The sequence below is a fragment of the Paenibacillus endophyticus genome, from assembly GCF_014192395.1.
Taxonomy (GTDB): domain Bacteria; phylum Bacillota; class Bacilli; order Paenibacillales; family Paenibacillaceae; genus Pristimantibacillus; species Pristimantibacillus endophyticus.
Genome location: NZ_JACHXW010000005.1, coordinates 236,136 through 258,678, shown reverse-complemented (window position 1 = coordinate 258,678; position 22,543 = coordinate 236,136). Strand labels below are relative to the sequence as shown.

The 22,543-nt window shown below is 46.4% G+C and carries 20 protein-coding genes, 1 pseudogene and 1 riboswitch; of the genes and pseudogenes, 13 read left to right on the top strand and 8 right to left on the bottom strand.

Annotated elements, in window-relative coordinates; all coding sequences use genetic code 11:
- The first annotated feature begins 87 nt into the window (after positions 1-87).
- Together FHS16_RS10930 and FHS16_RS10925 are read left to right on the top strand one after the other, a co-directional pair.
- Positions 88-1,332: a DNA polymerase IV gene (locus FHS16_RS10930; RefSeq protein ID WP_183562144.1), complete on the top strand. Its 1,245-nt coding sequence runs from the start codon at positions 88-90 to the stop codon at positions 1,330-1,332.
- A complete protein-coding gene (locus FHS16_RS10925; RefSeq protein ID WP_183561862.1) occupies positions 1,329-1,655 on the top strand; it encodes a YolD-like family protein in 327 nt (108 codons plus the stop codon). Before FHS16_RS10930 ends, FHS16_RS10925 begins: the two co-directional genes overlap by 4 nt.
- A 206-nt stretch (positions 1,656-1,861) precedes the next feature.
- On the opposite strand, the gene FHS16_RS10920 is transcribed toward FHS16_RS10925, so the two are convergent.
- From FHS16_RS10920 to FHS16_RS10890, 7 genes and pseudogenes are all read right to left on the bottom strand, one after another.
- A complete protein-coding gene (locus FHS16_RS10920) occupies positions 1,862-2,659 on the bottom strand; it encodes a lipid II flippase Amj family protein (RefSeq protein WP_183561860.1) in 798 nt (265 codons plus the stop codon).
- A gap of 427 nt (positions 2,660-3,086) precedes the next feature.
- Positions 3,087-3,596 carry a DUF6262 family protein gene (locus tag FHS16_RS10915; RefSeq protein WP_183561858.1) on the bottom strand — a complete coding sequence of 170 codons (510 nt, stop codon included), beginning with the start codon at positions 3,594-3,596 and terminating at the stop codon, positions 3,087-3,089.
- Positions 3,597-3,602: 6 nt separating this feature from the next.
- Positions 3,603-5,252: a tyrosine-type recombinase/integrase gene (locus FHS16_RS10910; protein WP_246431702.1), complete on the bottom strand. Its 1,650-nt coding sequence runs from the start codon at positions 5,250-5,252 to the stop codon at positions 3,603-3,605.
- Entirely contained in the window at positions 5,230-7,431 is a 2,202-nt protein-coding gene (locus tag FHS16_RS10905) for a tyrosine-type recombinase/integrase (protein ID WP_183561856.1), read from the bottom strand. Before FHS16_RS10905 ends, FHS16_RS10910 begins: the two co-directional genes overlap by 23 nt.
- Positions 7,432-7,446: 15 nt before the next feature.
- Entirely contained in the window at positions 7,447-8,604 is a 1,158-nt protein-coding gene (locus FHS16_RS10900; protein WP_183561854.1) for a tyrosine-type recombinase/integrase, read from the bottom strand.
- Positions 8,605-8,738: 134 nt separating this feature from the next.
- Positions 8,739-9,059: pseudogene (locus FHS16_RS10895) on the bottom strand (Y-family DNA polymerase); the annotation flags it as partial.
- Complete coding sequence (locus tag FHS16_RS10890) at positions 9,049-9,258, bottom strand: hypothetical protein (RefSeq protein WP_183561852.1); 210 nt, start codon at positions 9,256-9,258, stop codon at positions 9,049-9,051. The pseudogene FHS16_RS10895 and the gene FHS16_RS10890, both read right to left, overlap by 11 nt.
- Before the next feature lie 331 nt (positions 9,259-9,589).
- On the opposite strand from FHS16_RS10890, the gene FHS16_RS10885 reads away from it, so the two are divergent.
- From FHS16_RS10885 to FHS16_RS10835, 11 genes are all read left to right on the top strand, one after another.
- The gene (locus tag FHS16_RS10885; RefSeq protein WP_183561850.1) at positions 9,590-11,137 is read left to right on the top strand and encodes a spore germination protein; all 1,548 of its coding nucleotides are present in this window, start codon (positions 9,590-9,592) and stop codon (positions 11,135-11,137) included.
- 17 nt (positions 11,138-11,154) lie between these two features.
- Positions 11,155-12,363: a Ger(x)C family spore germination protein gene (locus FHS16_RS10880; protein ID WP_183561848.1), complete on the top strand. Its 1,209-nt coding sequence runs from the start codon at positions 11,155-11,157 to the stop codon at positions 12,361-12,363.
- 16 nt (positions 12,364-12,379) lie between these two features.
- Positions 12,380-13,462 (top strand): GerAB/ArcD/ProY family transporter, encoded by a 1,083-nt coding sequence (locus tag FHS16_RS10875; RefSeq protein ID WP_183561846.1) that lies wholly within the window; start codon positions 12,380-12,382, stop codon positions 13,460-13,462.
- A gap of 93 nt (positions 13,463-13,555) precedes the next feature.
- Entirely contained in the window at positions 13,556-15,895 is a 2,340-nt protein-coding gene (locus FHS16_RS10870; protein ID WP_183561844.1) for a methyltransferase domain-containing protein, read from the top strand.
- 69 nt (positions 15,896-15,964) lie between these two features.
- Positions 15,965-16,077, top strand: a riboswitch (TPP riboswitch).
- A 190-nt stretch (positions 16,078-16,267) separates the two neighbouring features.
- A complete protein-coding gene (locus FHS16_RS10865; protein ID WP_246431700.1) occupies positions 16,268-17,314 on the top strand; it encodes an ABC transporter substrate-binding protein in 1,047 nt (348 codons plus the stop codon).
- A 69-nt stretch (positions 17,315-17,383) separates the two neighbouring features.
- A complete protein-coding gene (locus FHS16_RS10860) occupies positions 17,384-17,686 on the top strand; it encodes a thiamine-binding protein (RefSeq protein ID WP_183561842.1) in 303 nt (100 codons plus the stop codon).
- Positions 17,676-18,449, top strand: a complete 774-nt coding sequence (locus FHS16_RS10855; protein WP_183561840.1) for an ABC transporter permease — start codon at positions 17,676-17,678, stop codon at positions 18,447-18,449. The genes FHS16_RS10860 and FHS16_RS10855 overlap by 11 nt, the downstream gene beginning before the upstream one ends.
- 2 nt (positions 18,450-18,451) lie before the next feature.
- Positions 18,452-19,246 (top strand): ABC transporter ATP-binding protein, encoded by a 795-nt coding sequence (locus FHS16_RS10850; protein WP_183561838.1) that lies wholly within the window; start codon positions 18,452-18,454, stop codon positions 19,244-19,246.
- Position 19,247: 1 nt separating this feature from the next.
- On the top strand, positions 19,248-20,111 hold the full coding sequence (locus FHS16_RS10845; protein ID WP_183561836.1) for a TatD family hydrolase: 864 nt from the start codon (positions 19,248-19,250) through the stop codon (positions 20,109-20,111).
- Positions 20,112-20,304: 193 nt separating this feature from the next.
- Positions 20,305-20,811: an ankyrin repeat domain-containing protein gene (locus FHS16_RS10840; RefSeq protein ID WP_183561834.1), complete on the top strand. Its 507-nt coding sequence runs from the start codon at positions 20,305-20,307 to the stop codon at positions 20,809-20,811.
- A gap of 125 nt (positions 20,812-20,936) precedes the next feature.
- Positions 20,937-21,710, top strand: coding sequence for a glucosaminidase domain-containing protein (locus FHS16_RS10835; protein WP_183561832.1), 774 nt, complete (start codon positions 20,937-20,939; stop codon positions 21,708-21,710).
- A gap of 91 nt (positions 21,711-21,801) precedes the next feature.
- Here the strand turns inward: FHS16_RS10835 and FHS16_RS10830 are convergent, their stop codons facing one another.
- Complete coding sequence (locus FHS16_RS10830; protein ID WP_183561830.1) at positions 21,802-21,960, bottom strand: hypothetical protein; 159 nt, start codon at positions 21,958-21,960, stop codon at positions 21,802-21,804.
- Positions 21,961-22,543 lie beyond the last annotated feature (583 nt).

The following is a 22,543-nucleotide window of genomic DNA, read 5'->3' as shown; positions in this document are numbered from 1 at the left end:
ATGGAGCATGATACACAACGTGTATTTTGGATTAAAAATATTTTAACAAAAGAGCTGGTGAAGAGATTGCATGGTAAAAAAGTAATTATGCTTGCCGACTGCCAATCCTTTTATGCATCCGTAGAGAAAGCGGAGCGTCCCGAGTATCGTGATCTACCTGTGGTGGTCGCAGGTGATCCAGAAAGACGCTCAGGAATCATCCTAGCTGCCTGTCCGATTGCTAAGTCATATGGTATAACAACTGCGGAGAGACTCGGTGAATCGATTTCCAAATGCCCGAATTTAGTTATTATCAGACCCCGCATGCAGCTATATATCGACATATCATTGATGATAACTCGTATTTATCAGTCATTCACCGATTTAGTTGAGTGCTACTCCATCGACGAACAATTTTTAGATGTAACTGGTTCGTTGCATTTGTATGGTTCACCGGAGGAACTTGCACGAATCATTCAAAATCGCATTCAAGCTGAAACAGGAATATACACTCGATTCGGTATTGCCGAAAATAAAATTTTGGCGAAGACCGCTTGCGATAACTATGCAAAGAAAAACGAGTCGGGTATTTATGTTTTGTCTAAGGAGAAACTTCACGAGACACTTTGGACATTGCCCGTTACGAAAATGTTCATGGTTGGTAGCCGCATGACGCGTCATTTTAACGCGATGGGTATGGAGACAATCGGAACGGTAGCTGAGACACCGCTTGAGAAACTCAAGCTTATGATGCGCCGTAAATTCGGTAAAAACTCTGACATCAATGCTGAACTGTACTGGCGTATTGCCAACGGGATTGACGACAGTCCGGTTACACCGGGCACCCATCAGGTGGCTCCAAAGACAGTAGGGCATATGATGACGCTGCCGCGTGACTACGGAAAGCTCGAGGAGATCAAGGTTGTGTTACTCGAATTGACGGAACTTGTCTGCCAGCGGTGCCGCGGTAAAGGATATATGGGTCATGTTGTATCAGTGGGCTGTATGGGAGCCGATTATGATCGACCAACTGGCTTTAGTCGACAAATGAAAATGGACGATCCGACTAACGTCACCAATCAGGTTTATCGTGCAGCCGTCGAACTGTTGGTACGGCATTGGGACGGTCATCCAGTGAGAAAGGTCGGCATCAGCCTCTCGCAATTTTCTGATGATAATGAATACCAGCTTTCTTTGTTTGACCCACATCGTGAGAAGACGATGGCGCTTGAACGGGCCACGGATGCCCTTAAGGAGAAATACGGGGACTCCGTTATTTTAAGGGCCGTATCCGTGTCTCCCGCTGGGCAAGCGCTGCACCGCTCTGAGAAGATCGGAGGACATTACAAATGAGAAAAAAACTTGAAGGAAATGGACTTTGGGAATCCAGCCGTATGATGCTGCCGGAACATAAAGTTGCTATTAATGAGCACGAGAAGACATTGAGACAGCGACAGCGCGTGGAACTTGATGAACAAGAATTGGAAAATATAGTACGGTCCGTGACTGAGTCGCTGCAGCAACGGCAGCAAATTACGCTCAGGCTGTTCCATCCCATCGAGGAACTGACCGTCATCGGCATCGTGGACCGCATCGATCAGCTGAGAGGCCGCCTTATGGTCGATGGAGAATGGTTCCCGATTCAGGATATTGAGGGGACAATCAGTAATGAGTGAGTTGGATTGTGTAGCTTTATAATAAGGTTTGATAATTTTAAAGCTACATACCCTTGGTTTTTCGTTAAGGAGACCAAGTATTTATAAAATAAAGGTTGATAAAAACTGAACTTGACGACGAAGGGCCGCCACCAGGCAGCCCTTTTGTTATTCAACAATCGTTTCCCATTAGCTTAGCTATCTCTTTTACATTTCATTTCTGTGCATTAAAGAACCGATACCATCCATTTAATCCAATAAGCTGCCGGCACCAGTAATACCTGTGCTAGGACGGTACCAAATAATCGAGACATCATTAATAGCCCAAAAACCTTATTTAGTGTAGCGACCTCTTTTTCTCCTCTAAGGACTTTATCAGTAATTAAACCAATTTGCGGATCTATGAGTATGGTAAGTAAAATAGTCGCCATTCCATTTATCAGACCAGAAGATTGCGATGCGGCAATCGAGTATTCTGTTGTTAATGTAGAAGCAAGTAGTGCAGCTAACACACCGATTGTGTAAATTGCGGTTACCAAACAATTAAGAACCACTAGTCTTTTGGGAATGCCTCCAATCCTCAAGCGCGATAGCATTGATAATTGGGGAAAGCGCAAATGATATCGTGCATTATTTATCTTTTGGATGGAAACCGAAGAGCGGACCATTTGAGGTATGGACCCTGCCACTTCTAAATGGGATATTAGCCTCGAAGAAAGAAAAACAGCGGATGGGAACAGTAATAAAGCTGTAACCGTCCCTAAGGTAGCGGCACCGATAATAATCCGAAACTGATCAATTAAATTATAATCCACATTATGTTTTGAGAAATCTATAATTTTGCCGGTAAGTGGGGCCTGTACCATATTAGCTGTTCTTGAAATGAGCAGTATTATTCCCGATAAGGACAAAGCAACCGCCAATTTCCCTAGACGAACACCTGCTAATCGAAGAGAATATGTAAGCGTCTCTGAAAGATGAATAATAAAAGTAAACAAAGATACAAGTATAACTTGTTCTAACAATCGAACACCTCATAATGATCATGATTATAATGAATTAAGATAATTCATATTATAATTATCTAATAACCTTTCAAAAAGAGAAATAAATTTTTCTTTTTTTTCCTATTTTTTAAGTACTGTTATCCATAACTATCCGCGCTGGTTTTATATAAAAAGGCAGGGCTACCGTAACACCTGCTTCAAAGTATATAATTCAACTATTTAATGAAGCACCGTCAGTCTAAGGATAAATTATCAATCTTTATTTCAAATTATCAAACTTTGTTTTAAGTCCACAGATTGAATATGTCATGGATTCATATGCTAATTGGAGTTCAATTTAACAAAAAAAATAGACATTTGCATTTGATGTAAATGTCTATTTTTTTGTTAACTCAGTGGATAAGAAGACTTGAAAATATAGATACAATAAAATTCTTGTTAAATGCTAGGAATCCACATCAGTTTCCATTTTATCAAATTCACTAACGTCTATTCCAAGGATATGAAGCTTACGAAGAATACGCAAGTTGTAATGAAGAAGTTTTTGATGCCTCTCTTTTAGGTTATCATAATCTTGGCGGTATACTTTAGTTCGATTTTTTTCGTTTTCTAAATCACTAATTAGTTTATCATTTTGATTTCTGCTTTTTTTTAGTGAGAATTCTATTTCTGTGATTTTTTCATTCAGCTTATTAACTTGATACTGTTGATCTGGTATTGAAGATTGAGATTGTACTTGCTCTGTGAGCCCGGTATAACTGTTGTCCCAAAGAGGCCGCAGATGTTTTTTATACAGTGCTGCGCGACTTAAACCAGTGATTTCTGAGATTTTTACAGCTGTTATTCTTACATGATTTCCTTCACTGTCCTTAATAAACTGAACAGCCCACTTAACTTTTTGAATACTGTCTTCACGCATCGACTGTTGGACGTTAAGAAGTCCTGAATTAATCACGCAAGCTCACTCCCATTGATATTTAAATTCCGCATTTTGTGTTAATTCGGCGACTTGTGTCCTCTTATACTGTTCGAGGCCGTAGTTACAGATTTCAAGAATGCGTTCTATGTAACTAACGTTACGAATGGCATTCTCTGTATGAGCCGCCCGATTAGGATCCAAAGAAGTACGATCAATGACATCCTGCCAATAAGCATATTCAGCTTTGTAATCATCAAAGTATTCAAGTTTTGGAAGGAACCAATTACAAGCATAACATTCAAAATGTACAGATGTTCCTTGAGGATTACAACCTGTAATGTCACTGCATATACCAACGCCTTTTTTTCCATTCGCTTCCCAAGTGAGATATCGCCTATGATCTTTGGAAAGTTGGAGAACTGTTCTTTCATCCAAATTTATTATTTTGCCTTTAAATTCATACGGGCTTTCGTGGGAATTACGAAGCCCACTAATTCTAACAAGAATATCTTTATGTTTTTCGATCATTTGATGTGTGTATTGTTTTGTCATTGTTTCATTTTTATGTCCTGTAAGTTTCCGTACCTGTTCAATGCTATAACCAACCATATAAAGCCTATCCGACACGGCGTGATGCCTAAACTGATGAGTAGTTGGAATAATTAGCTCACCATTTTTTTCGCGAATGTTTAAGATGAGGGCTAATTGCTTAAAAAATTGGTTTACTTTGGTTCCTGTCCAATTCCAGATACTATCATGTTTTCTTGAGTAAGCTGCTTCGAGTTTTCCATCCTTATTTTTAAAGCTCCAGTGTCTTACTGTAAAGAGAAATTCTTGCTTCGCAGATATAGGTGTATTGTATTGTTTCACTAAATCCTCAGTCTGTTTCTGAAGTCTTCGAATTAAATCGATTACATACTTTCCATGACCTGCATATAACACTGGAATAGGTTTTATTATTTCACGGTCATATCCTCCACTTTGTTTAAAGCTTGGGATATTAATAACGTATTCACTATAAAAAGCTTTTAAACAGTCACGTTTCATTGAAAGTACTTCAGTAATTCGATTCGGAAAAGAACGAATGATCCAATACAAAGTTCTGAATTCCAAAGGAATAACTATATTTTCATCTTTTAATACCTTATCCCAGGCTCGAAGTGATACTTCTGGCATTCTCTTATCAATTTTGGTTTTTTCTTGTTTAAATGGGTTAATCTGCTTAGCGGGAAGGACGTTAGGAGTCTCAGGGAAATCAGATAATATAAGAAAAAAATCTTGTAAAGATGCATATGTGAATTGCATGGTAGCAGTTGAGACACTTGACAAACGTAGTTCATGCTCGAAGGCATTCACGTGTTTTCTTGTTACTTCCGATAATTCAATTGATTTGTAATTTTTCTCAAGAAATTTAAGGAATAGAGCTATTTTAAGGCACTTTTTTAAAATCGCACTTGGGGAGATAGTGCAATGTAGTGCATAATACTTTATCCATTCTTTGTAAGAATTAGGTATTTGGTGAAATGTTATTGTGTAGGATCCTTTAGGGAGTGAATCTATATGTTTTTTATTGTAATACCAAGAATCGTCTGCAAAAGTGAAATTACCCAGTTGATCAATTCTATTAATAAGAAGGTATTTTAATCTGTTAGCATGGTCTTTTCTTGGCTCAATCATTGCCAAATGATTCATTTACTAAACCTCTTTCATCTAAGAATTTTTCAATTTTTAAAATTGTATTTTCATATTGTAAAAGTAAATTTAGTTCAGCTTGGTAATCTCTGTAGGACTCAAATTCGGAAATTCCTTGTTTTTGCATGGTAATTACTAAGGTGTTTATATAATTTTTTTGTTCACTGTATAATTTCCGCCACATAGGTAACTTCTGAGGACCGGTTAGTAGTAAAGAACATCCGACACATGATTTTTTTCTGCAAGGCCCAAAAGAGACATGCTTAAGGCAGTTTCCATGCCCCTCTGGAGTTTCGCGTGATCCGGATAATAGCTCTGTTCTTAATTCATCAAGCTCACCGAGAGAATACGCTTGACTAATTTCTGTATCGATTGAATTAAATAACATCTCGAATAACTCATAATCAAGCTTTGCAATTTTCATTGCATCTACATCTTGGTAATAAGTTCGAGTGGTTTTTTCTGCGATATGATCGAGTATTTCTGCAACATCTGAGATAGAGCTACCCTCAGTTAACAGTTTAACCGCAAGTGTTTTTCTGCATTGATGGTGTGTATAGTTCCACAATTCTCCTTCTTTGTTTTTTATTCCATGACGTTTTATACAATTATTAATAGAATTACTGATTGTAGAAGCCAAATGATGTGACACATGTTCATCTTTAGTACGTCGGTTTTGATTTGAAAGTCGTATGAAAATAGAATTGGTATTACCAATATTGCGAAGATGTTCAGTTTCACTGATTTGATTTTTTATTATGTCTACTATATCTTCGGACAATAGCGGAACAGAATAAAAATCATCCCGACCAGCTTTACGACGTGATTTAAGTGTTTTTTTAGAAATTACTCTGAGATAGTAGCAGCTTTCTTTTTCATTATAGATTAAACAATTTTCTTCTAAGTCGAGTACATTAGCGACCCGAAATCCTGTATTAATCATTATAAGCCATACTCGTTGAACAGTTTGAGGACAATCTCGAATTGCGGAAGAGAGCTGCTCAATAACTTCCTCGGGAATGTACTCCGCGTGTTTAACAAAAGCGTTGATATTATGAAACTTATACCTGCGTAATGGATTTTTTAGATTCTCCATACCATTCTTTTCGCATAACCAATCAAATAACATCCTGCCTTCGGAAATTTGACCTTGTATGGATTTAAGGGAATAGTTCTTACCACCTTTTTTATTTTTTTGCTGTTTTAGTATATCAGTAATAGTAAGCACTTCGACATATGTGAGATCTAGAAATGAAGTGACTGTAGTATTAATTGATGTGATTGCATTGACAATAGGATTTAACCGAAAAAAACGTCGAGACAGTGAGATAGGGCTCTCACCTTTTTTATAATAGTTATTAATATACTCTTGAATTTCGAGTCTTATCTTCATTGGCATTTTTGAGAAATCCATTGTTTTAATTCTGATACTCTGGATATCTTTATAGGGTAAGTTCCATTTAAGGGCATTCATTTTCATATTGATTTTAGCTTTTTTATTATCTTGTTTTTCACTCCATCTGTTAAGAATGCGAGTAAAGAAATCAGTTTCTTCTTTGTTCAGCGATTTACAGTTCTTTAAGCCAAACGCTGTATTCCAGAGACTCTTCCAAGTCACTTCTTTGTGTGAAACGAACAACTCTTCACAAACTTTGTTTAGATACTTTTCGAAATGGGAATAAAGTTGGCTCAGAGAAACTGTGAGAAACCGACGCAATGAAATTGACTTTATTATTTTTTTAACTAGTATATGGTTTTCTTCAACTAACGCATCTTTTATTAATAAAACGGAACACTGGTAGAGCATCTTATTAAGTAGATTCATGTCTGCGCGTTGATATGAATTGATAGAAAGAGTATCCCTAAGTATAGATGAAGGGGAAAGAGGAATTCCTTCAGATATTAATTTCTTCGATTGAGCAGTGAGAAAGGATAAGTATCCATTAAGAAATACTTTTTCGGCCAGGGTTATTATTAAGAAATCAGATTGGAGTTGATATTTATCCGATAGGCTAATAAATTGCTCTTTATCGGGAGTATTCAAAGAAATTTCTAGTTCATTAATAAAACTGAACATTAAGCTAAGATCTTTCTTCCACAACAAAGTAAAAGGTGTACCATTAATCTCAAGCTCATAAATCAATCTACTCTTCTTATTATGTAACGTAATTACTGCCATTTTAATTACTTTCTCCTAGTCATCTTTTTTGGTTAGTAGAACAGGTTGTATACGTTCAATAATCTTCTTTTTTTGCCGATTAGAATAGCCTTTTTCATAGACTTTGATGGTTCTTTCGCTACTCCATCCCAATTCCTCATCTATAAAGGTGGGGGTTATTCCTAAATCAGGATTATCTCGCATAAGTTCTACGAGTTGTTGTGCTCGGGTACTACGACCGCTATGTGTGCGTATTTCCTTACGCGGTAAACCATATCGTTCGGCAGCATCCTTCAGGATACGGAGATAATTTCTTGATTTTAGAGGAAGCCCAATATAAACACCCGATAAATTGAGGAACATATAATTAGAAGAATAAATATTGGAACTTGCACGTTCAGTGTTCAGATATGTTTGGATTAATTCGGATAACAAAGGGTTGATAAAAAGTACTCTTTCTTTGGTTTTTGCTCTAGCTCTATTCTCAATATTTTGTTCTCGAACGACATGTAATGAGGGATCAAAGGGATGAAAATGTTCTATTTTTAGGCCTAATATTTCTCCAATACGCATTCCCGTTTCAACACTTATCGCAAAAATGACTTCGTCACGCAATGAAAGTAGATTTGCTTTTATCCCTTGAATTTCTGCTTCTGTATACCACTTAAGATGATTTGCTTTCTTTCGATATGTTATATGGTTGAGAACGCTTTCCTGTAATTCGTAATTCCACACTTGCCCATAAAGTAGTTTGGTGTTTACAAATGGCGCTTTTGTCGATCTTCTACTCGTGTAATGTACGGGATTATTTGAGATTTTGTGTTCATCTTCTAACCAGTGATAGAACGCTTTCAACACTGTTATATTTGTATTTAGAGCAGTAAAGGTCATTCTACTCTCTATATTAAAGATCTTCTCACCTAGCCCTAGCAGTTCTTTTATATACTCTTCAATAACACGCTTACTTACAACCTCTTTGTAGTTTATTTTGTTCTTCATTAGGAATTTAAAATATCGTAAGAGAGCATAAGCATATCGCTCCCCAGTGAGATAGCTGTTAATACTTATTAGATCTAACCAGAGACAGGGGTCTTGAAGAGGAATTCCTTCCTCAGTGAGTAAATATCGAATGTCATTACCATAACACGCTATTTCTACTCGTAAACTGTTATCTTGATGCTCTTTTCTCTCCAATTAAATCCTCCTAGTTCATCGTCATCAATCGTATACATGAAATAAATTGTCCACCATTTAATCCTCCCAAATCTTAAAGTATTTATAATAGTTTGTATACTATTAACCTATCATTGACAATATGATAACAGAACATCGATCGAATACGGCTCAACGAGGTCGGTGTAGGACTGGTAAATGTTCGTAATCCGCATCGAAATATCGATATAGAGCTGCATTCGCGGCTTGATGATCACCAAGTCCGGACATTTGGCAAGGGAGTCCCCAAGCCGCTCCGCGGTCGTGACCCCGAAATCTTTGGCGATGGGGCAAGCCGCTAGAATAATGCCAGAACGGCGCTCAGGATCGCCTGCCACGACGAGCGGCCGGTCTCGGTACTCCGGATGATCAGCCTTCTCGACGGATGCATAAAAGGATTGGCAGTCCGCGAGCATAATGACTTTATTAAGAGGCATCACGGCTCACCAGCTCCGCGGCTAATATATTTGCCGTGAGAAAGACGCGCTGGGCGCCTGAGTCGATGCAAAAAGCGCGGATATGGCCTTCTCTGACAGCAAGAATCCGTATTCTCCGCTTCGTAACAGCCCCCTTTTTGCATATATAAATAATAGCAACGACACAACCGACCTTATTGAACCATTGAACCAATGCCATGATGCGCCTCCTTTATCACAAGAACGTTTGTTCCTATTATATACAGAACACCCGTTCTTATGCTACAGGGTTTTTGTGGTTATTTCTTACATCAACTGGTGGTTCGGCGAATGAGGGACCTAGAGACGATGTACGCCTCTATACTATTTTTAATGTTGAAAGGGAAGAGGGATGGATCTGGAATAGATGAACGGAAGCGCATATACGATACAGAGGAAAGCGGGCAGTCCACTCAGAACTGCCCGCTTTCCTCTGCGTACCGAATATGCCGTACATATTTAAACCCATAATGCGCCAAAATAGAAGCAACATGGAAACGAAAGGTGCCGTTATGAACATACAAAACGCTGGAGAGTTCACGCCGTTTAGTCCATCGCTGCATGCAAACGTCGAGACGATTCGGAATCGCTTCGGAGGCAGCACTGATATCGTCATTCGGATGTTTCGCAGCGATGCGGCTCCAGACCGCGAGGTCGCGATCATTTATATAGACGGAATCGTTGATTCAGAGACCGTCAACGAAAGTGTCATGGAGCCGTTAATGTCGATGAAGCTGCCCCCGCATGCGTACGTGAAAGGCGCCAAGCTGCTGGAGGCGCTCCGCAGCTGTGTCGTGTCCATCGGGTCGGTGCAGGTTATCGAAGGCCTGGAGCAGGCGCTTCAATATTTGACAGATGGCTTATGCGTCATTATGGCGGATGGAAGCGCGGCGGCATTGACGGCGGATGTGAATGGCGGCGAGCAGCGGAGCGTGACCATTCCGCAAACCCAAACGGTTATTCGGGGGCCGCAGCATGGCTTCGTAGAAAATGTAAGGACGAATATAAGCTTGATTAGACGAATTATCCGCTCATCCGATCTGCATGTACAAATGCATAAGATCGGTCGGCAAACCCATACGAATGTAGCTGTTTTGTATTTGCACGGCATTGCGGACGAAGGCATTGTGAAAGAGGTTTACCGCCGCTTGGCGGATATTGATATTGACGGCGTGCTCGAGAGCGGCTATATCGAGGAATTCATTCAAGACGAGACCTTTACACTATTTCCCACGCTCCTCAATTCAGAGCGGCCGGATACGGTTGCGGCTGCGCTTCTAGAAGGAAGAGTGGCAGTTATGGTGGATGGATCGCCGATGGCATTGATGGCGCCGACAACTTTTTTCACCTTCTTCCAATCGCCAGAGGATTATTATCAAAGATTTGATATTGCCACGTTTGTACGCATGATTCGTTATGGAGCGTATGTGATTTCGATCGTTCTTCCTGCTCTTTATATCGCCGTAACGACCTTCCATCAGGAGATGCTCCCGACTACGCTGCTGATCAGCCTGTCGGCCCAGCGAGAAGGCATTCCGTTCCCTGGTTTAGTCGAAGCGCTTTTGATGGAACTGACGTTCGAGGTGCTGCGTGAGGCGGGGCTGCGAATGCCGCGGGCGATCGGCCCCGCTATTTCGATCGTGGGGGCTCTCGTTCTCGGACAGTCAGCGGTGCAGGCGGGCATTGTATCGGCAGGAATGGTTATCATCGTGTCCTTCACGGCCATTTCGAATTTCGTTATGCCGGAATTCAATATGGCGGCGACCTCCCGAATCATACGTTTTCTCTTCATGATCATGGCAGGCATGTTCGGATTTTTCGGCATATTCATATCCGTGCTGTTCATGCTCATTCATCTTGCTTCGCTGCGATCCTTCGGCGTGCCTTACATGTCGCCAATGGCGCCTGGCCCTACGAAACAGGGACCGTGGAGGGATGTTTTCATAAGGATGCCTTGGTGGGCTATCGTGCTTCGTCCGCTTGATTTGAACTTAAGAAATCCAAAACGCAGGCCAAACGGGAAAAAACCGCCGGCACAGCGCCATTCTGACAAAGCGTAACGGGAGGAGAGACGTCAATGAACAAATGGAGGCTGCTGCTGCCGCTGCTTGCATGCTTGCTCATGACGGGCTGCTGGAATCGCGTGGAGCTGAACGATATTGCGGTCATTTCCGCAACGGGCATCGACTGGAAGGATGGAAATTGGGTGCTGTCGTATCAAGTGGTTATTCCGCAGGCCATCTCCAGTCAAAGCGCTGCCGGCAACTCCGCAGCGGTAAACGTATTCTCGACAAAGGGTGAAAGCTTTCGCAGCGCAGTCAGCAAGGCAAGTCAAGAGACCTCGCGGCGGCTGTATTTCTCCCACACCCAGATCGTCATTATTGGACAGGAGGCTGCGCGAAAAGGGCTGGGACCGTTCTTGGATACGTATCTGCGCAACCATGATTCCCGTGAGACGGTAAGCGTCTACCTGTCCAAAGGCAGCGCGCGCCGGATGCTGGAGCAGCTTATTCCGCTTGAGAAAATTCCGGGTGCAGCCATTCAGCGGATGATTACCAATGAGGAAATGAACAGCTCGACCTTCCGCCAGATGACGGTGCATCAGGTGCTGCTCGATTTGCTCGGGACAACCCATGCGACCGGCCTCCCAGGCTTAACCGTCTCGGGCGCGAATGAGAACGTGGAGCGTGCCGAGCAGCTGACGCATACGAGCACGCCAAGCAAGGTGCGTTTGTCTGAGCTCGCGTTGATTGCAGGCGATAAGCTGGTCGGGTGGATTAATAACGAGGAGAGCCAAGGTGTGATGTGGCTCAGCAACCATGTGAAAAAAACGACCATTCCATTTGCCTGCAATGAGGATGGAAATGGCCCCAAAAGCTCGTCTATTCGAATTACGCATGCCAAGACGGAGCAGCACCCCCGGCAGTCAAACGGCAAATGGGTGATGCAGATCGAGGCGAGCGCCGTTGGGACGCTGATGGAGTACAATTGCGAGGGTGATTTGTCTAAGCCAAAGCAGGTCGAGAAGGTCGAGAAGCTTATCGAGGGCGAGATTTCTTCTATTATGGAGCAAGGCTGGAAGGCTGTTCGGAGACAAAAAGCGGACGTGGTCGGATTCGGGAATACCATCCATAAGAAGTACCCGAAAGAGTGGTCCCAGATCTCCGACAGCTGGCCGGAAATGTTTTCAGATACGGAAGTGAAGCTGTCGGTTAAGGTGAAAATCAACTCGACGGGCATGAGCGGAAGCGGATTTAAGAAGGAGCAGAAAAAAGGCGGCAAGTAAGCGGGAAGGAGATCGTATGCAGCAGATCGGAAAAAACCAGCTCTCGATATTGATTATTATCTTTTTGATCGGCAGCACCCCCTTGTTCGAGCTCGGAATTAAAGCTAAGCAAGACGCTTGGCTGGCAATGTCTGCCGCTGCGGTTGCCGGACTGCTGCTTACGTTTATGTATGTGCGTATACAAAAACGCGCGCCTGAGGCGGAGCTTGCTGAGCTGTATACCATGCATTTCGGCCGCTGGATCGGCGGCTTTATCGGTGGCTTGCATGCACTTTGGTTTGCCTATGAGTCCATGCGCAATGTACGGGACGTAGGCGAGCTTACGATGATGGCGCTGCTGACCTTTACGCCGAAGTGGATCGTCATGCTGCTGATCATAAGCGCTGCGGCCTATACGGTCAGCAAGGGGCTTGAGGTATTCGTGCGCGTAGTGCAGCTGCTGTTCCCTATTGTAGCGCTTAGCTACGCGTTTCTCATTTTGCTGCTTTTTATTGCAAGGCTGCCTAAACTCATGCAGTTGCTGCCCATATTAGAGAATGGGATAGGGCCGGTCATGAAATCGGCCTTTCCTGACCTGCTCTCCTTCCCGTTTGGTCAAATGGTTATTTTTTTCGTTTTCTGGAAGCATGTGAGCGAGAAAAAAGTAATCGGGCGCGTATCCTACTGGGCTTACATTGGCGTTTCTATCTTTCTGATCCTCATGAATGTGCTCGTACTGTGTGTACTTGGGCCGGAGCTGGCCGCATTAAGCGCACTTCCGCTGCTGGAGGTCGTTCAAATGATTCGACTTGCCAACATCCTTGAGCGGCTTGACGTCATCGTGACGCTGCTGCTGTTTATCGGTCTCTACGTAAAGATGACAGCCTTGTACATGGCAGCGGTATTTACGCTGAAAGCCGTGACGGGCATTGCCTACCGTTTTTGCGTGCTGCCCGTAGGGCTTGTCATTTATGCGTCTTCGTTTCTGGAGACCAACAATACGTACCACCTTTGGATCGGGCTTGATATTACGCTCAAGATCGTTCCGTTATTTCAGATCGTGCTGCCGCTGCTTATGCTTGTTGTAGGACTGAGGAAGAAATACAAGTCTGCCGGATAAGCTTGCAGCTGTCATGAGTTTCTCACCGATAGGGAGTTTCCGACATATTTTAAGGAATGGTGAGCGGTTTACGATAGCTTGAGGGGGATACGCGTGAGCGATGCCGGCAGAAGCATAACAAGCATTATCCTTGTTACTTACAATAAGCTTGAATATACGAAGCAATGCGTGGAGAGCATTCGGCGCCATACGCAGCAGGGCTGCTATGAGCTGATTATTGTCGACAACGCATCGACGGACGGCACGGTGGAATGGGCCAAAAACGAAAGCGATATCATTCTAATTGCAAACAGCAGCAACGCTGGGTTTCCGAAAGGCTGCAACCAAGGCATGTCGGCAGCCTCGGGACAACTTCTCATGCTGCTTAATAACGATACGATTGTCACGCCGGGCTGGCTTGACGGCTTGAAGCGCTGCTTGCTTAGCGACGACCGGATTGGGGCAGTCAGTCCCGTTACGAATTCGGCTTCCTACTGGACTACGATTCCAATTACGTATCATACGATTGAAGAAATGGAGCTGTTCGCTTCCGCGCTGCATGCCATTCCAGACCGCATGAAATGGGAAGAACGCGTAAAGCTGGTTGGTTACTGCATGCTTATGCGGCGCGAGGCGACAGAGCAAATCGGACCGCTTGACGAATGCTTCGGCATCGGAAACTTCGAGGATGACGATTATGGTCTGCGGATGAGGCTTGCAGGGTATAAGCTCATCCTGTGCGGCGATACATTTATTCACCATTTTGGAAGTGTTTCCTTTGGCGCGCAGCCTGAGCTCTACCTGCAAACCTTCGAGAACAACTCGAAGATTTTCAGCGCGAAGTGGGGCTTTCATCCGGGAGAAGCTACTCATATCCGAATGGATTTCAGCGAGGTCATTCAGCGGGAGTCCCATGGCTTCAAGCGCGAGGAGTGTGCGATTCTGGAAATTGGCTGCGGCTGCGGAGCGACCATACTTCATATGAAAAAGCAGTTCCCCGCTGCAGTCTGGTTCGGCGTGGAACGGAATGAACGGGCTGCACAGGTAGCCGAGGGCTCGGGCATTACGGTATTCCGCTCGAGTGAGCCGGAGGATTGGTTGCTGCCGGAAGAGGGATTGAGCGGAATCATCATCGGAGACGCGCATGCGTATGGGACACCGCAGGCGATGAAGCGGCTTGTGGGATTGCTCGCGCCGGGCGGGTGGATTGCGGGATGCTTTGCGAACCGCTTTTATTACAAGAACATCAGGCAGTATTTAGATCCCGCGAACGTCAACGCGCAGCGACAAGCAGCGATGCAGTATACGCTGCAGCAGGTTCACCAATTATTCGTGAAATCAGGCTTTGCTTACGTGAAGGTTACGCTTGCCGAGAACAAACCGGAGGATCAGCAAGCCTTTATCGGGATGCTTGATCAATTGACGGGGGAAGCAATCAAGAATGAGCTGACAGCCGCGTATTTGCTTGTGTACGGCCGCATCGCACATAATGCTCCTCAGGAGGAGACTGGCGAGGAAGGGCAGGCAGTGGTGCCCGCTCCGTTGGAGGACGCTTCTGCGGCGGATGAAAGATTGGAAGCACCGGTGGATGAGAGCCTGCAGCCGCCTGTAAAAAACAGCGCTTCCGCCGAAGGAACCAGCCAGGACGAAATAGAGCCGGTCTTGCCTGCACAAGAGGAGGCTGGCGCATTGGCTGAGCAGAACGATGTGATGTTCACGGGCGAGCGTCTTGTTGTCAATCAAGCTGTGAAACAAGATTACAGCAGCGTCTACCATGAGCATATGAGCCGCTATACGTTTGCCGGACCGCTAGTTAAGGGGCTGCGCGTGCTGGATGCCGCTTGCGGAGCGGGGTATGGCAGCGCGATGTTGAAGCAGGCCGGAGCGGCGGAGGTCGTTGGCGTCGACGTGGACCGCGCGTCGCTTGCGCTTGCGGAACGTGACTACGGCGGCAGCGGCGTATCGTTCGCAGAAGCGGATGTGCTGGCGCTGCCTTACGCGGATGATTCCTTCGAGGCGGTTGTTTCCTTCGAGACAATCGAGCATGTTGAGGTAGGAGCGGAATGGATAAAGGAATCGGCGCGCGTACTCAAAGAAGGCGGCTTGTTTATCGTATCGACGCCGAACCGCACGGTTACGAATACGCCGATTTATTTTGAAGAGATGCCCTTCAACCAGCATCACCGCTTCGAGTACCGAACGACCGAGCTGATTGGGGAGCTTGTACAGTATTATGCTATTGAGGCTGTATACGGCCAAAACATATATGATGATTCTTTGTTTCCTACGATGCGTTGGCTGCGCGAAGCGCACGGTATGGCAGCTGGGCGGGCAGCTATGCACAAACGGGAATGGAACCCGCATGAGCTGATTCCGCTGCATGAGCTGAAGAGCGCGGAGCCGATGTATATAGTAGCGGTATGCAGAAAGAACAAACGACCGCAGGGCGGATGATTAGGGTTTTCAAAAAAAACTAGCGGTAATGATAGGTTTTGCTATACAATTGAAAGTATTGACGTAACCGAATATGTTCCGGGGAGCTGGTTAGGCCGGCTGAGAGGGGATTAGCAGTACAATTCCGACCCGTTAAACCTGATCTGGATAATGCCAGCGTAGGGACAGAAGCTCTGTTTGCCAGGCAGGCTGGATCGAGAAGATCGAGCATTGGCCGTTTGCAAACAGCTGCACAGCCGATTATATGGCGTCCTCCGGATTGGGAGGGCGCTTTTTTTTGTTGCCAAGTGTATGGCGCAGCTAGGGCACCGGATATGAAGCGGATTCGTCATGGTAGACAAATAGGAGCAATGAGAGGGGAACAAAGACATCATGATGTTGAAAAAGGCAGGGAGAATGTCGTGGAGAATGGCAGGCGCCATGCTCGTTATCGTATTGGCGCTGGCAGGCTGCGGATCGAACGGTAATGCGCCGGCAGCAAGCGAGGAACCAAACGAGCAAGGCGGGACGGCGGACAAGCCGCTCGAGAAGGTACAGGTTGTTCTAGACTGGACGCCGAACACGAATCATACCGGATTATATGTCGCTAGAGATAAAGGCTTTTTCAAAGAACAGGGGCTTGATGTTGAAATTATCCAGCCAGGCCAAAGCGGAGCCGATCAAATGGTCGCATCAGGCAGCGTACAGTTCGGCGTAAGCTACCAAGAGTCCATAACGATGGCCCGGATCGCAGGCGTGCCGCTCGTATCGCTCGCAGCGGTTATTCAGCACAATACTTCAGGCTTCGCATCGCCGCTAGCCAAGGGCATTGATTCGCCAGAGAAATTCGAAGGGAAAACCTACGGCGGGTGGGGAGCTCCTGTTGAGGAAGCTGTCATTCAGTCGCTTATGCAGGAGAAGGGCGCTGATGTGGGCAAGGTCAACATGATCAGCATCGGCGACAGCGATTTTTTCACGGCGGTCAAGCGCGATATTGATTTTGCGTGGATTTATTATGCATGGACAGGCGTAGAGGCGGAGCTTCGCGGCGAGAAAATAAACATGGTATATTTGACGGATTACAGCGACAAGCTGGATTATTATACACCGGTGCTTTCAACAAGCGAAGCTATGATTAAGGATAAGCCGGATATTGTCAAAGCGTTTACGGCTGGAGCGGCGAAGGGGTACCAGTTCGCAATCGGCAATCCGGATGAGGCTGCGGAGATTCTGATTAAAGCCGAGCCGGACTTGAACGCGGAGCTCGTGCGGGCTAGCCAAAAGTGGCTAAGTCCCAAATATCAGGATGATGCGCCGCGCTGGGGCGAGCAGAAGCTCAGCGTATGGGAAAACTACGCAAGCTGGATGTTTGAGCACAAGCTGCTGGAGAAGGAGCTTGAGGCGGAGAAAGCTTTCACGAACGAATTTTTGCCGGAATAGAGGCGGCAGCTTGCAGGGAAGGCAGCGCATATAAACGGTGACGACCATAAAGAGAAAGAAGGAATTCAGATGGCAAACGCACTCGTAAGCATTCAAATATTGCCGACGACGCCAGGCGGGGAGAGTGTTATCCCTTACGTAGACCGGGCAATCGAGATCATTAAAGCAGCAGGCGTGCCGTACCGCGTGGCGCCGCTTGAGACGACCATGGAAGGCGAGCTCGGCCATTTGCTGAACGTGGTGCAGACGATGAGCGAAGCGATGGCGGAGATGGGCTGCCCTTCGGTCATTTCGCAGGTCAAAATTTATTATAATCCAGTAAACGGCGCTTCGATGGGAAGATTGCTGGAGAAATACCCCGATGGGCAATAAGAAGGGCGCATGGTCGAAAATAGGGCCGCCAGCCGTGCTTTTGACCGTGCTGCTGGCAGGCTGGCAGACCGCAGCGTGGTTGGAGCTGTTCGACCAATGGTTGATACCGTCCCCGGTATCGATCGTTGATGAAGCGATTCGGATATGGCCGAGGCTGATGGAGCATACGGAGGCGACCGTTCAGCTAACGCTCATCGGTTTTGTGGGAGGATCGGCGGTGGGCTTCGTGCTCGCCGCTTTGCTGCATTTAATTCCAGGTGTGCGAACGGCGGTCTATCCGCTGCTGGTTTTGTCGCAAAATATTCCCGTCATCGCGATTGCGCCGATTCTAACGATGCTGCTGGGCTACGGGCTGCTGCCGAAGGCGCTGCTGGTTACCATGGTTTGTTTCTTCCCCATTACGGTAGCGATGCTGGACGGTCTGATGAATACGGATGCTCAGCTTCGCAATTACTTGCAGATGATTGGAATACGCAGGCTGAAGTTGTTCTGGAAGCTGGAGCTTCCGCATGCTGTCGTGCATTTATTTTCGGGATTAAAAATTGCGGCCTCATACAGCGTATTAAGCGCGGTAGTTGCGGAATGGCTCGGCACCAACAAGGGACTAGGCGCTTTTATGCTCATTTCCTCCAAAGGCTTCATGCCGGATCGGGTATTCGCGGCCGTTTTTATTATCGTCGCGCTTAGCTTGACGCAGTTCGGGCTCGTCACGCTGGCAGAGCGGCTTATTATTCGCTGGCGTCCGAAGAAAGAGGTGAGGTAGCTATGGAAAGGGAACGAAAAGGCTTTCCGTCTGCTCTTGAGGTACAGAGGATTCGAAAGAGCTTCGGCAAGGGAGCAGCAAGCAAAGAGGTGCTTGCTGGCTTGTCGTTTTCGGTTGCGGACGGAGAGTTTGTCACCATAATCGGACCGTCGGGGAGTGGGAAAACAACCTTATTCCAAGTGATTGGCGGCTTGGAGCCCCCCTCAGAGGGCGAGGTTTGGTTAGGAGGCAAGGCGACAACCGGCGAACGGGGACACATCTCCTATATGCCGCAGCAAGCATCGCTGCTGCCTTGGGAAACCGTTGCGGGCAATATTGCGCTGTCGCTCGTCATATCCGGCCTTGATCGCAAAGAAGCAAAAGCCAAAACGAAGGTATGGCTGGAGCGGATCGGGCTGCAGGAATATGCGAACGCCTATCCCCATGTTTTGTCCGGCGGCATGCAGCAGCGCGTGTCCTTTCTTCGGGCTTTGCTGGCGCCGCAGCCATTAATGCTGCTGGATGAGCCGTTTGGCGCATTGGATGCGTTAACCCGTCTGCAGATGCAGCAGTGGCTGATGTCAATCTGGGAAGAGAACCGCAGGTCTGTGCTGCTTGTTACCCATAGCATCGAGGAGGCATTGTTTCTATCAGACCGCATAGTCGTACTGTCGGCGTCTCCTGCTGTGGTGCTCGAGGAATTCATTGTTCCCTTCGAGCGACCGCGCGATGAAGCGATATGGTACGATCCGCGCTTCAATGAACTGAAGCAGCGCATATATAGACTGCTTCAGGAAAGTGCCGAGGGGAGTGGTTAGAATGGCAAAGTCAAAGGATTATGGCCATGTAAAGCTGCCGGAGGAGTCAGGTGCAAAGGCATACGCTGCGTGCATAGACGCTCATATTCATGTTGATCTATATGCGGAGGAGGAGCGGAACGAGTTGCTGGAGCAGGCTTTTGCGGAAGGCGTGGAGGCTGTCGTAGCGGTCTCCATGCATCTGGCGTCTGCGAAGGTGAATCGTGAGCTTGCGAGGGAATATGCGGGACGCGTCTATCCGGCATACGGCTTTCACCCGGAGCAGCCGATGCCTGAAGAGGAGGAAATGGACGAGCTTATCGGGTGGATTCGTTCATGCGCCGCAGCCGGTGAGCTGTTCGCGATTGGCGAGGTCGGGCTTCCGTATTACTCGCGCTTAGAAGCTGAGCAAGCGGGAGAAGGAGCTTTTGACGAGAAGCCGTATGTGGAGCTGCTGGAGAGGTTTGCCGAGCTGGCAGCAGAGCTGGACCTGCCGATCGTGCTGCATGCTGTCTATGAGGATGCTGCTAAGGCATGCGATATTTTGGAGAAATATGGCGTTCGCAGAGCACATTTCCATTGGTTCAAGGGCGACGATGCGGTAATAAGCCGGATGGCCGCGAGCGGGTATATGGTTTCCGTCACGCCTGACGTTGCGTATGAGGAGGAAATCAGGCAGCTAGTGGCACAGTATCCGATCGAACTGCTGATGGTCGAGACCGACGGACCGTGGCCGTTCGAAGGACCGTATGAAGGACGCCAGACGAAGCCGGCAATGGCGGCTGATGCGGCTAAGCATATCGCAAGCATTAAGCAGCAGCCTCCTCATGCTGTGGCTGAGGCTCTGCTTGCGAATACGCGCCGGTTCTATGGGCTGCAGCAGTAGCCGCCTACGCTCAGCACGCCGTATGGCCGATTCATTAAGGGAGGTCCCTTAGACGAATCGGCTTTTCTTTTTTGGATCATGCGCTATCCGTTAAAAGGAAATAATCGGAAGATAGCGAACAAGACTATACAGCGATTTCGCTTTCACTTTGAGAAATCCTATTTCAATTCAAGATGACGGAGGTCTGCTTCTCATGATTAATGACGTTTTTGCGGCAGCAAGCAAGGGAGATACGGAACGATTGCAGGAGCTTCTGAAATTGGAGCCTACATGGGCCAATACGGAAAACGCCGATGGCCTGACGCCGCTCGGTTTCGCTTCCCATTACGGGCATGCGGCTGCGGTACAGCTGCTACTTGATTACGGCGCTGAGCTTGATGCGGTATCCCATTCCAAAGTCAGCTACATCCCCTCCAATACCGCTTTGCACGCTTCAATTGCAGGTGAAAGAGAGCTTGCCGTAATCGAGCTGCTGCTCAGCCGCGGCGCTAAGACGAATATTGCCGATAGCAATGGCCATACAAGCCTGCATTCGGCTGCCTTCCATGACGATGGAGCTGCCATTATCCGTTTGCTGCTTGAGCATGGGGCGGATATCCATGCGCAGGCCGAGGATGGAACAACGGCTTTAAGTGTAGCCATAGAAAAAGGCAACCTTAAGGCAGCCGCATATTTAGCAGAGAATGGAGCGACAGCCTGAGGGCTTGATGCTAAGAGCCTGATTTTCATGCCGGATTGTCCATTGCAGCTTGCCTGTCTTCTGCATACAAAGATAAAGACAGGCAAGATCCAAAGCCGCTGCAAGCGGCAGAAGGGAGCCGAGCAATGGCGCAGCTGACAAGAAAGGCATTTTTTGAGACGCTTGCTCCGACAGTCATCCGAATCCGGCAGGAAGGCTCACCCATGTTCCCATCCGTTCGATTGGCGCAAAATTTGCTGGAAACCGGCGGTGTCATCCATGAATGGTTCAATTTAGGCGGCATTAAGGTAGGCAGCGGCCAAACGAACGCTTATTGGCATGGTGAAGCAGTGGTGAAAGGGACTTGGGAGGTGGTTGACGGACGCAATGAAACGACGCGAGCCGCATTCCGGGCCTACAAGAGTGTCTACCATTTCTACAAGGATCTGGATATGCTGCTGAATACGCCTCGATATGAACGGGTACGGAAGGCATTGTCGCCTGAACGGCAAGCCGACATGCTCTTCGCCTGCGGCTATGCGACCGATCCATCGTACCCGTCAAAGCTGAAAGCAATCATCAATCAATACAGTTTGAAGAAGTATGATGCCGCAGGAACCAAGCAAGTTCCGAAGCCGGAGAAGCTTAAAGAGGCAGAAGGGATAACCTTGCTTTATAATGGCCTATTTATTTCAAGCGGTTACCTGCTCGGTGGATCGACTTGGGTGCCTGCCAGATCAGCAGGCGAAGCGCTGGGAGCCGAAATCGATTGGACCGGCACTCAGGTAACGGTGAACGGAGACCCATTGGAGTCTTTATTATCCGAAGCGACGGGGTATGTTCCTGTTCGCGCATTGGCAGCAGCACTTGGCCTTGCGCCCGTTTGGGATCCTGCTGCGCGAGTCATTCTGCTGAAATGAAAGGGAATGCGGAAGGCACTCGCGCGAAGCAATAAGAAACCGGCAATCGATGGCTCGATTGCCGGTTTCTTATTGTCCATATAGAGACAAGCTATTTTCCTTTTCGCGAAGCGGCCCAAAAGGCGAGAATAATAAGGGGAATCAGAATGTACCAGGGTATCGTTATGGTGCCTCCAACAATAAATGCCAGCGACATCACGATGATGACGCCAAGAATAATGTACAGACAGCCTCTGCCGAATGTCTCCATTAAATCGCCTCCTAAAGCTTAGGCTTTGTATCGCAAAGCCTCCTTCGCATGCAGCCACTTCTTGAAAGTATATTCGACTATAACGTTTTTATGGGTTGAATCGTTTGAATCGTTTCGAGCGATTAGGAGGTTCCTATCTAAAATAAAAAAATGACCCGCATAAATGCGGGCCGGTGTCCTAGATCTATATATCAACAGTGGGGTTGATGTCTTTAAGTATAAGAAACGAACCTTAACTTAACATTAAAAATGTTTGTCTGAATGTTGAATGCGTTCAAATCCCCGCATACCTACATATTATTTGCTGAGATTTCAGAGTAATTTAGCCGCCCATCGTAACGAGCGGCTTAACGCGATGAGCAAGTACAGCTAGCGGAATGTAACAGAATCCTGCTTCATGCTGCCATTCGTGAATGGAATCTTACAAACGGAATTAGATTGGAAAAGACTCATTTATTTTTGAGATTATGTACGTAAATTAATGATGTTTTGACAGGTATTGCTGTCTCGATACATTTGCATAGTTAGGCTGCTGCCGTGAAACAATAATCCCGAACCAAAAATCAAATGAATAAGGGGTCGA

Bases quoted from the DNA above. Each gene is read 5' to 3' on its own strand.
- FHS16_RS10930 (WP_183562144.1), top strand. From the start codon at position 88: ATGCTTGCCGACTGCCAATCCTTTTATGCATCCGTAGAGAAAGCGGAG.
- FHS16_RS10925 (WP_183561862.1), top strand. From the start codon at position 1,329: ATGAGAAAAAAACTTGAAGGAAATGGACTTTGGGAATCCAGCCGTATG.
- FHS16_RS10910 (WP_246431702.1), bottom strand. From the start codon at position 5,252: ATGAATCATTTGGCAATGATTGAGCCAAGAAAAGACCATGCTAACAGA.
- FHS16_RS10905 (WP_183561856.1), bottom strand. From the start codon at position 7,431: ATGGCAGTAATTACGTTACATAATAAGAAGAGTAGATTGATTTATGAG.
- FHS16_RS10890 (WP_183561852.1), bottom strand. From the start codon at position 9,258: ATGGCATTGGTTCAATGGTTCAATAAGGTCGGTTGTGTCGTTGCTATT.
- FHS16_RS10885 (WP_183561850.1), top strand. From the start codon at position 9,590: ATGAACATACAAAACGCTGGAGAGTTCACGCCGTTTAGTCCATCGCTG.
- FHS16_RS10880 (WP_183561848.1), top strand. From the start codon at position 11,155: ATGAACAAATGGAGGCTGCTGCTGCCGCTGCTTGCATGCTTGCTCATG.
- FHS16_RS10875 (WP_183561846.1), top strand. From the start codon at position 12,380: ATGCAGCAGATCGGAAAAAACCAGCTCTCGATATTGATTATTATCTTT.
- FHS16_RS10865 (WP_246431700.1), top strand. From the start codon at position 16,268: ATGATGTTGAAAAAGGCAGGGAGAATGTCGTGGAGAATGGCAGGCGCC.
- FHS16_RS10860 (WP_183561842.1), top strand. From the start codon at position 17,384: ATGGCAAACGCACTCGTAAGCATTCAAATATTGCCGACGACGCCAGGC.
- FHS16_RS10855 (WP_183561840.1), top strand. From the start codon at position 17,676: ATGGGCAATAAGAAGGGCGCATGGTCGAAAATAGGGCCGCCAGCCGTG.
- FHS16_RS10850 (WP_183561838.1), top strand. From the start codon at position 18,452: ATGGAAAGGGAACGAAAAGGCTTTCCGTCTGCTCTTGAGGTACAGAGG.
- FHS16_RS10845 (WP_183561836.1), top strand. From the start codon at position 19,248: ATGGCAAAGTCAAAGGATTATGGCCATGTAAAGCTGCCGGAGGAGTCA.
- FHS16_RS10840 (WP_183561834.1), top strand. From the start codon at position 20,305: ATGATTAATGACGTTTTTGCGGCAGCAAGCAAGGGAGATACGGAACGA.
- FHS16_RS10835 (WP_183561832.1), top strand. From the start codon at position 20,937: ATGGCGCAGCTGACAAGAAAGGCATTTTTTGAGACGCTTGCTCCGACA.
- FHS16_RS10830 (WP_183561830.1), bottom strand. From the start codon at position 21,960: ATGGAGACATTCGGCAGAGGCTGTCTGTACATTATTCTTGGCGTCATC.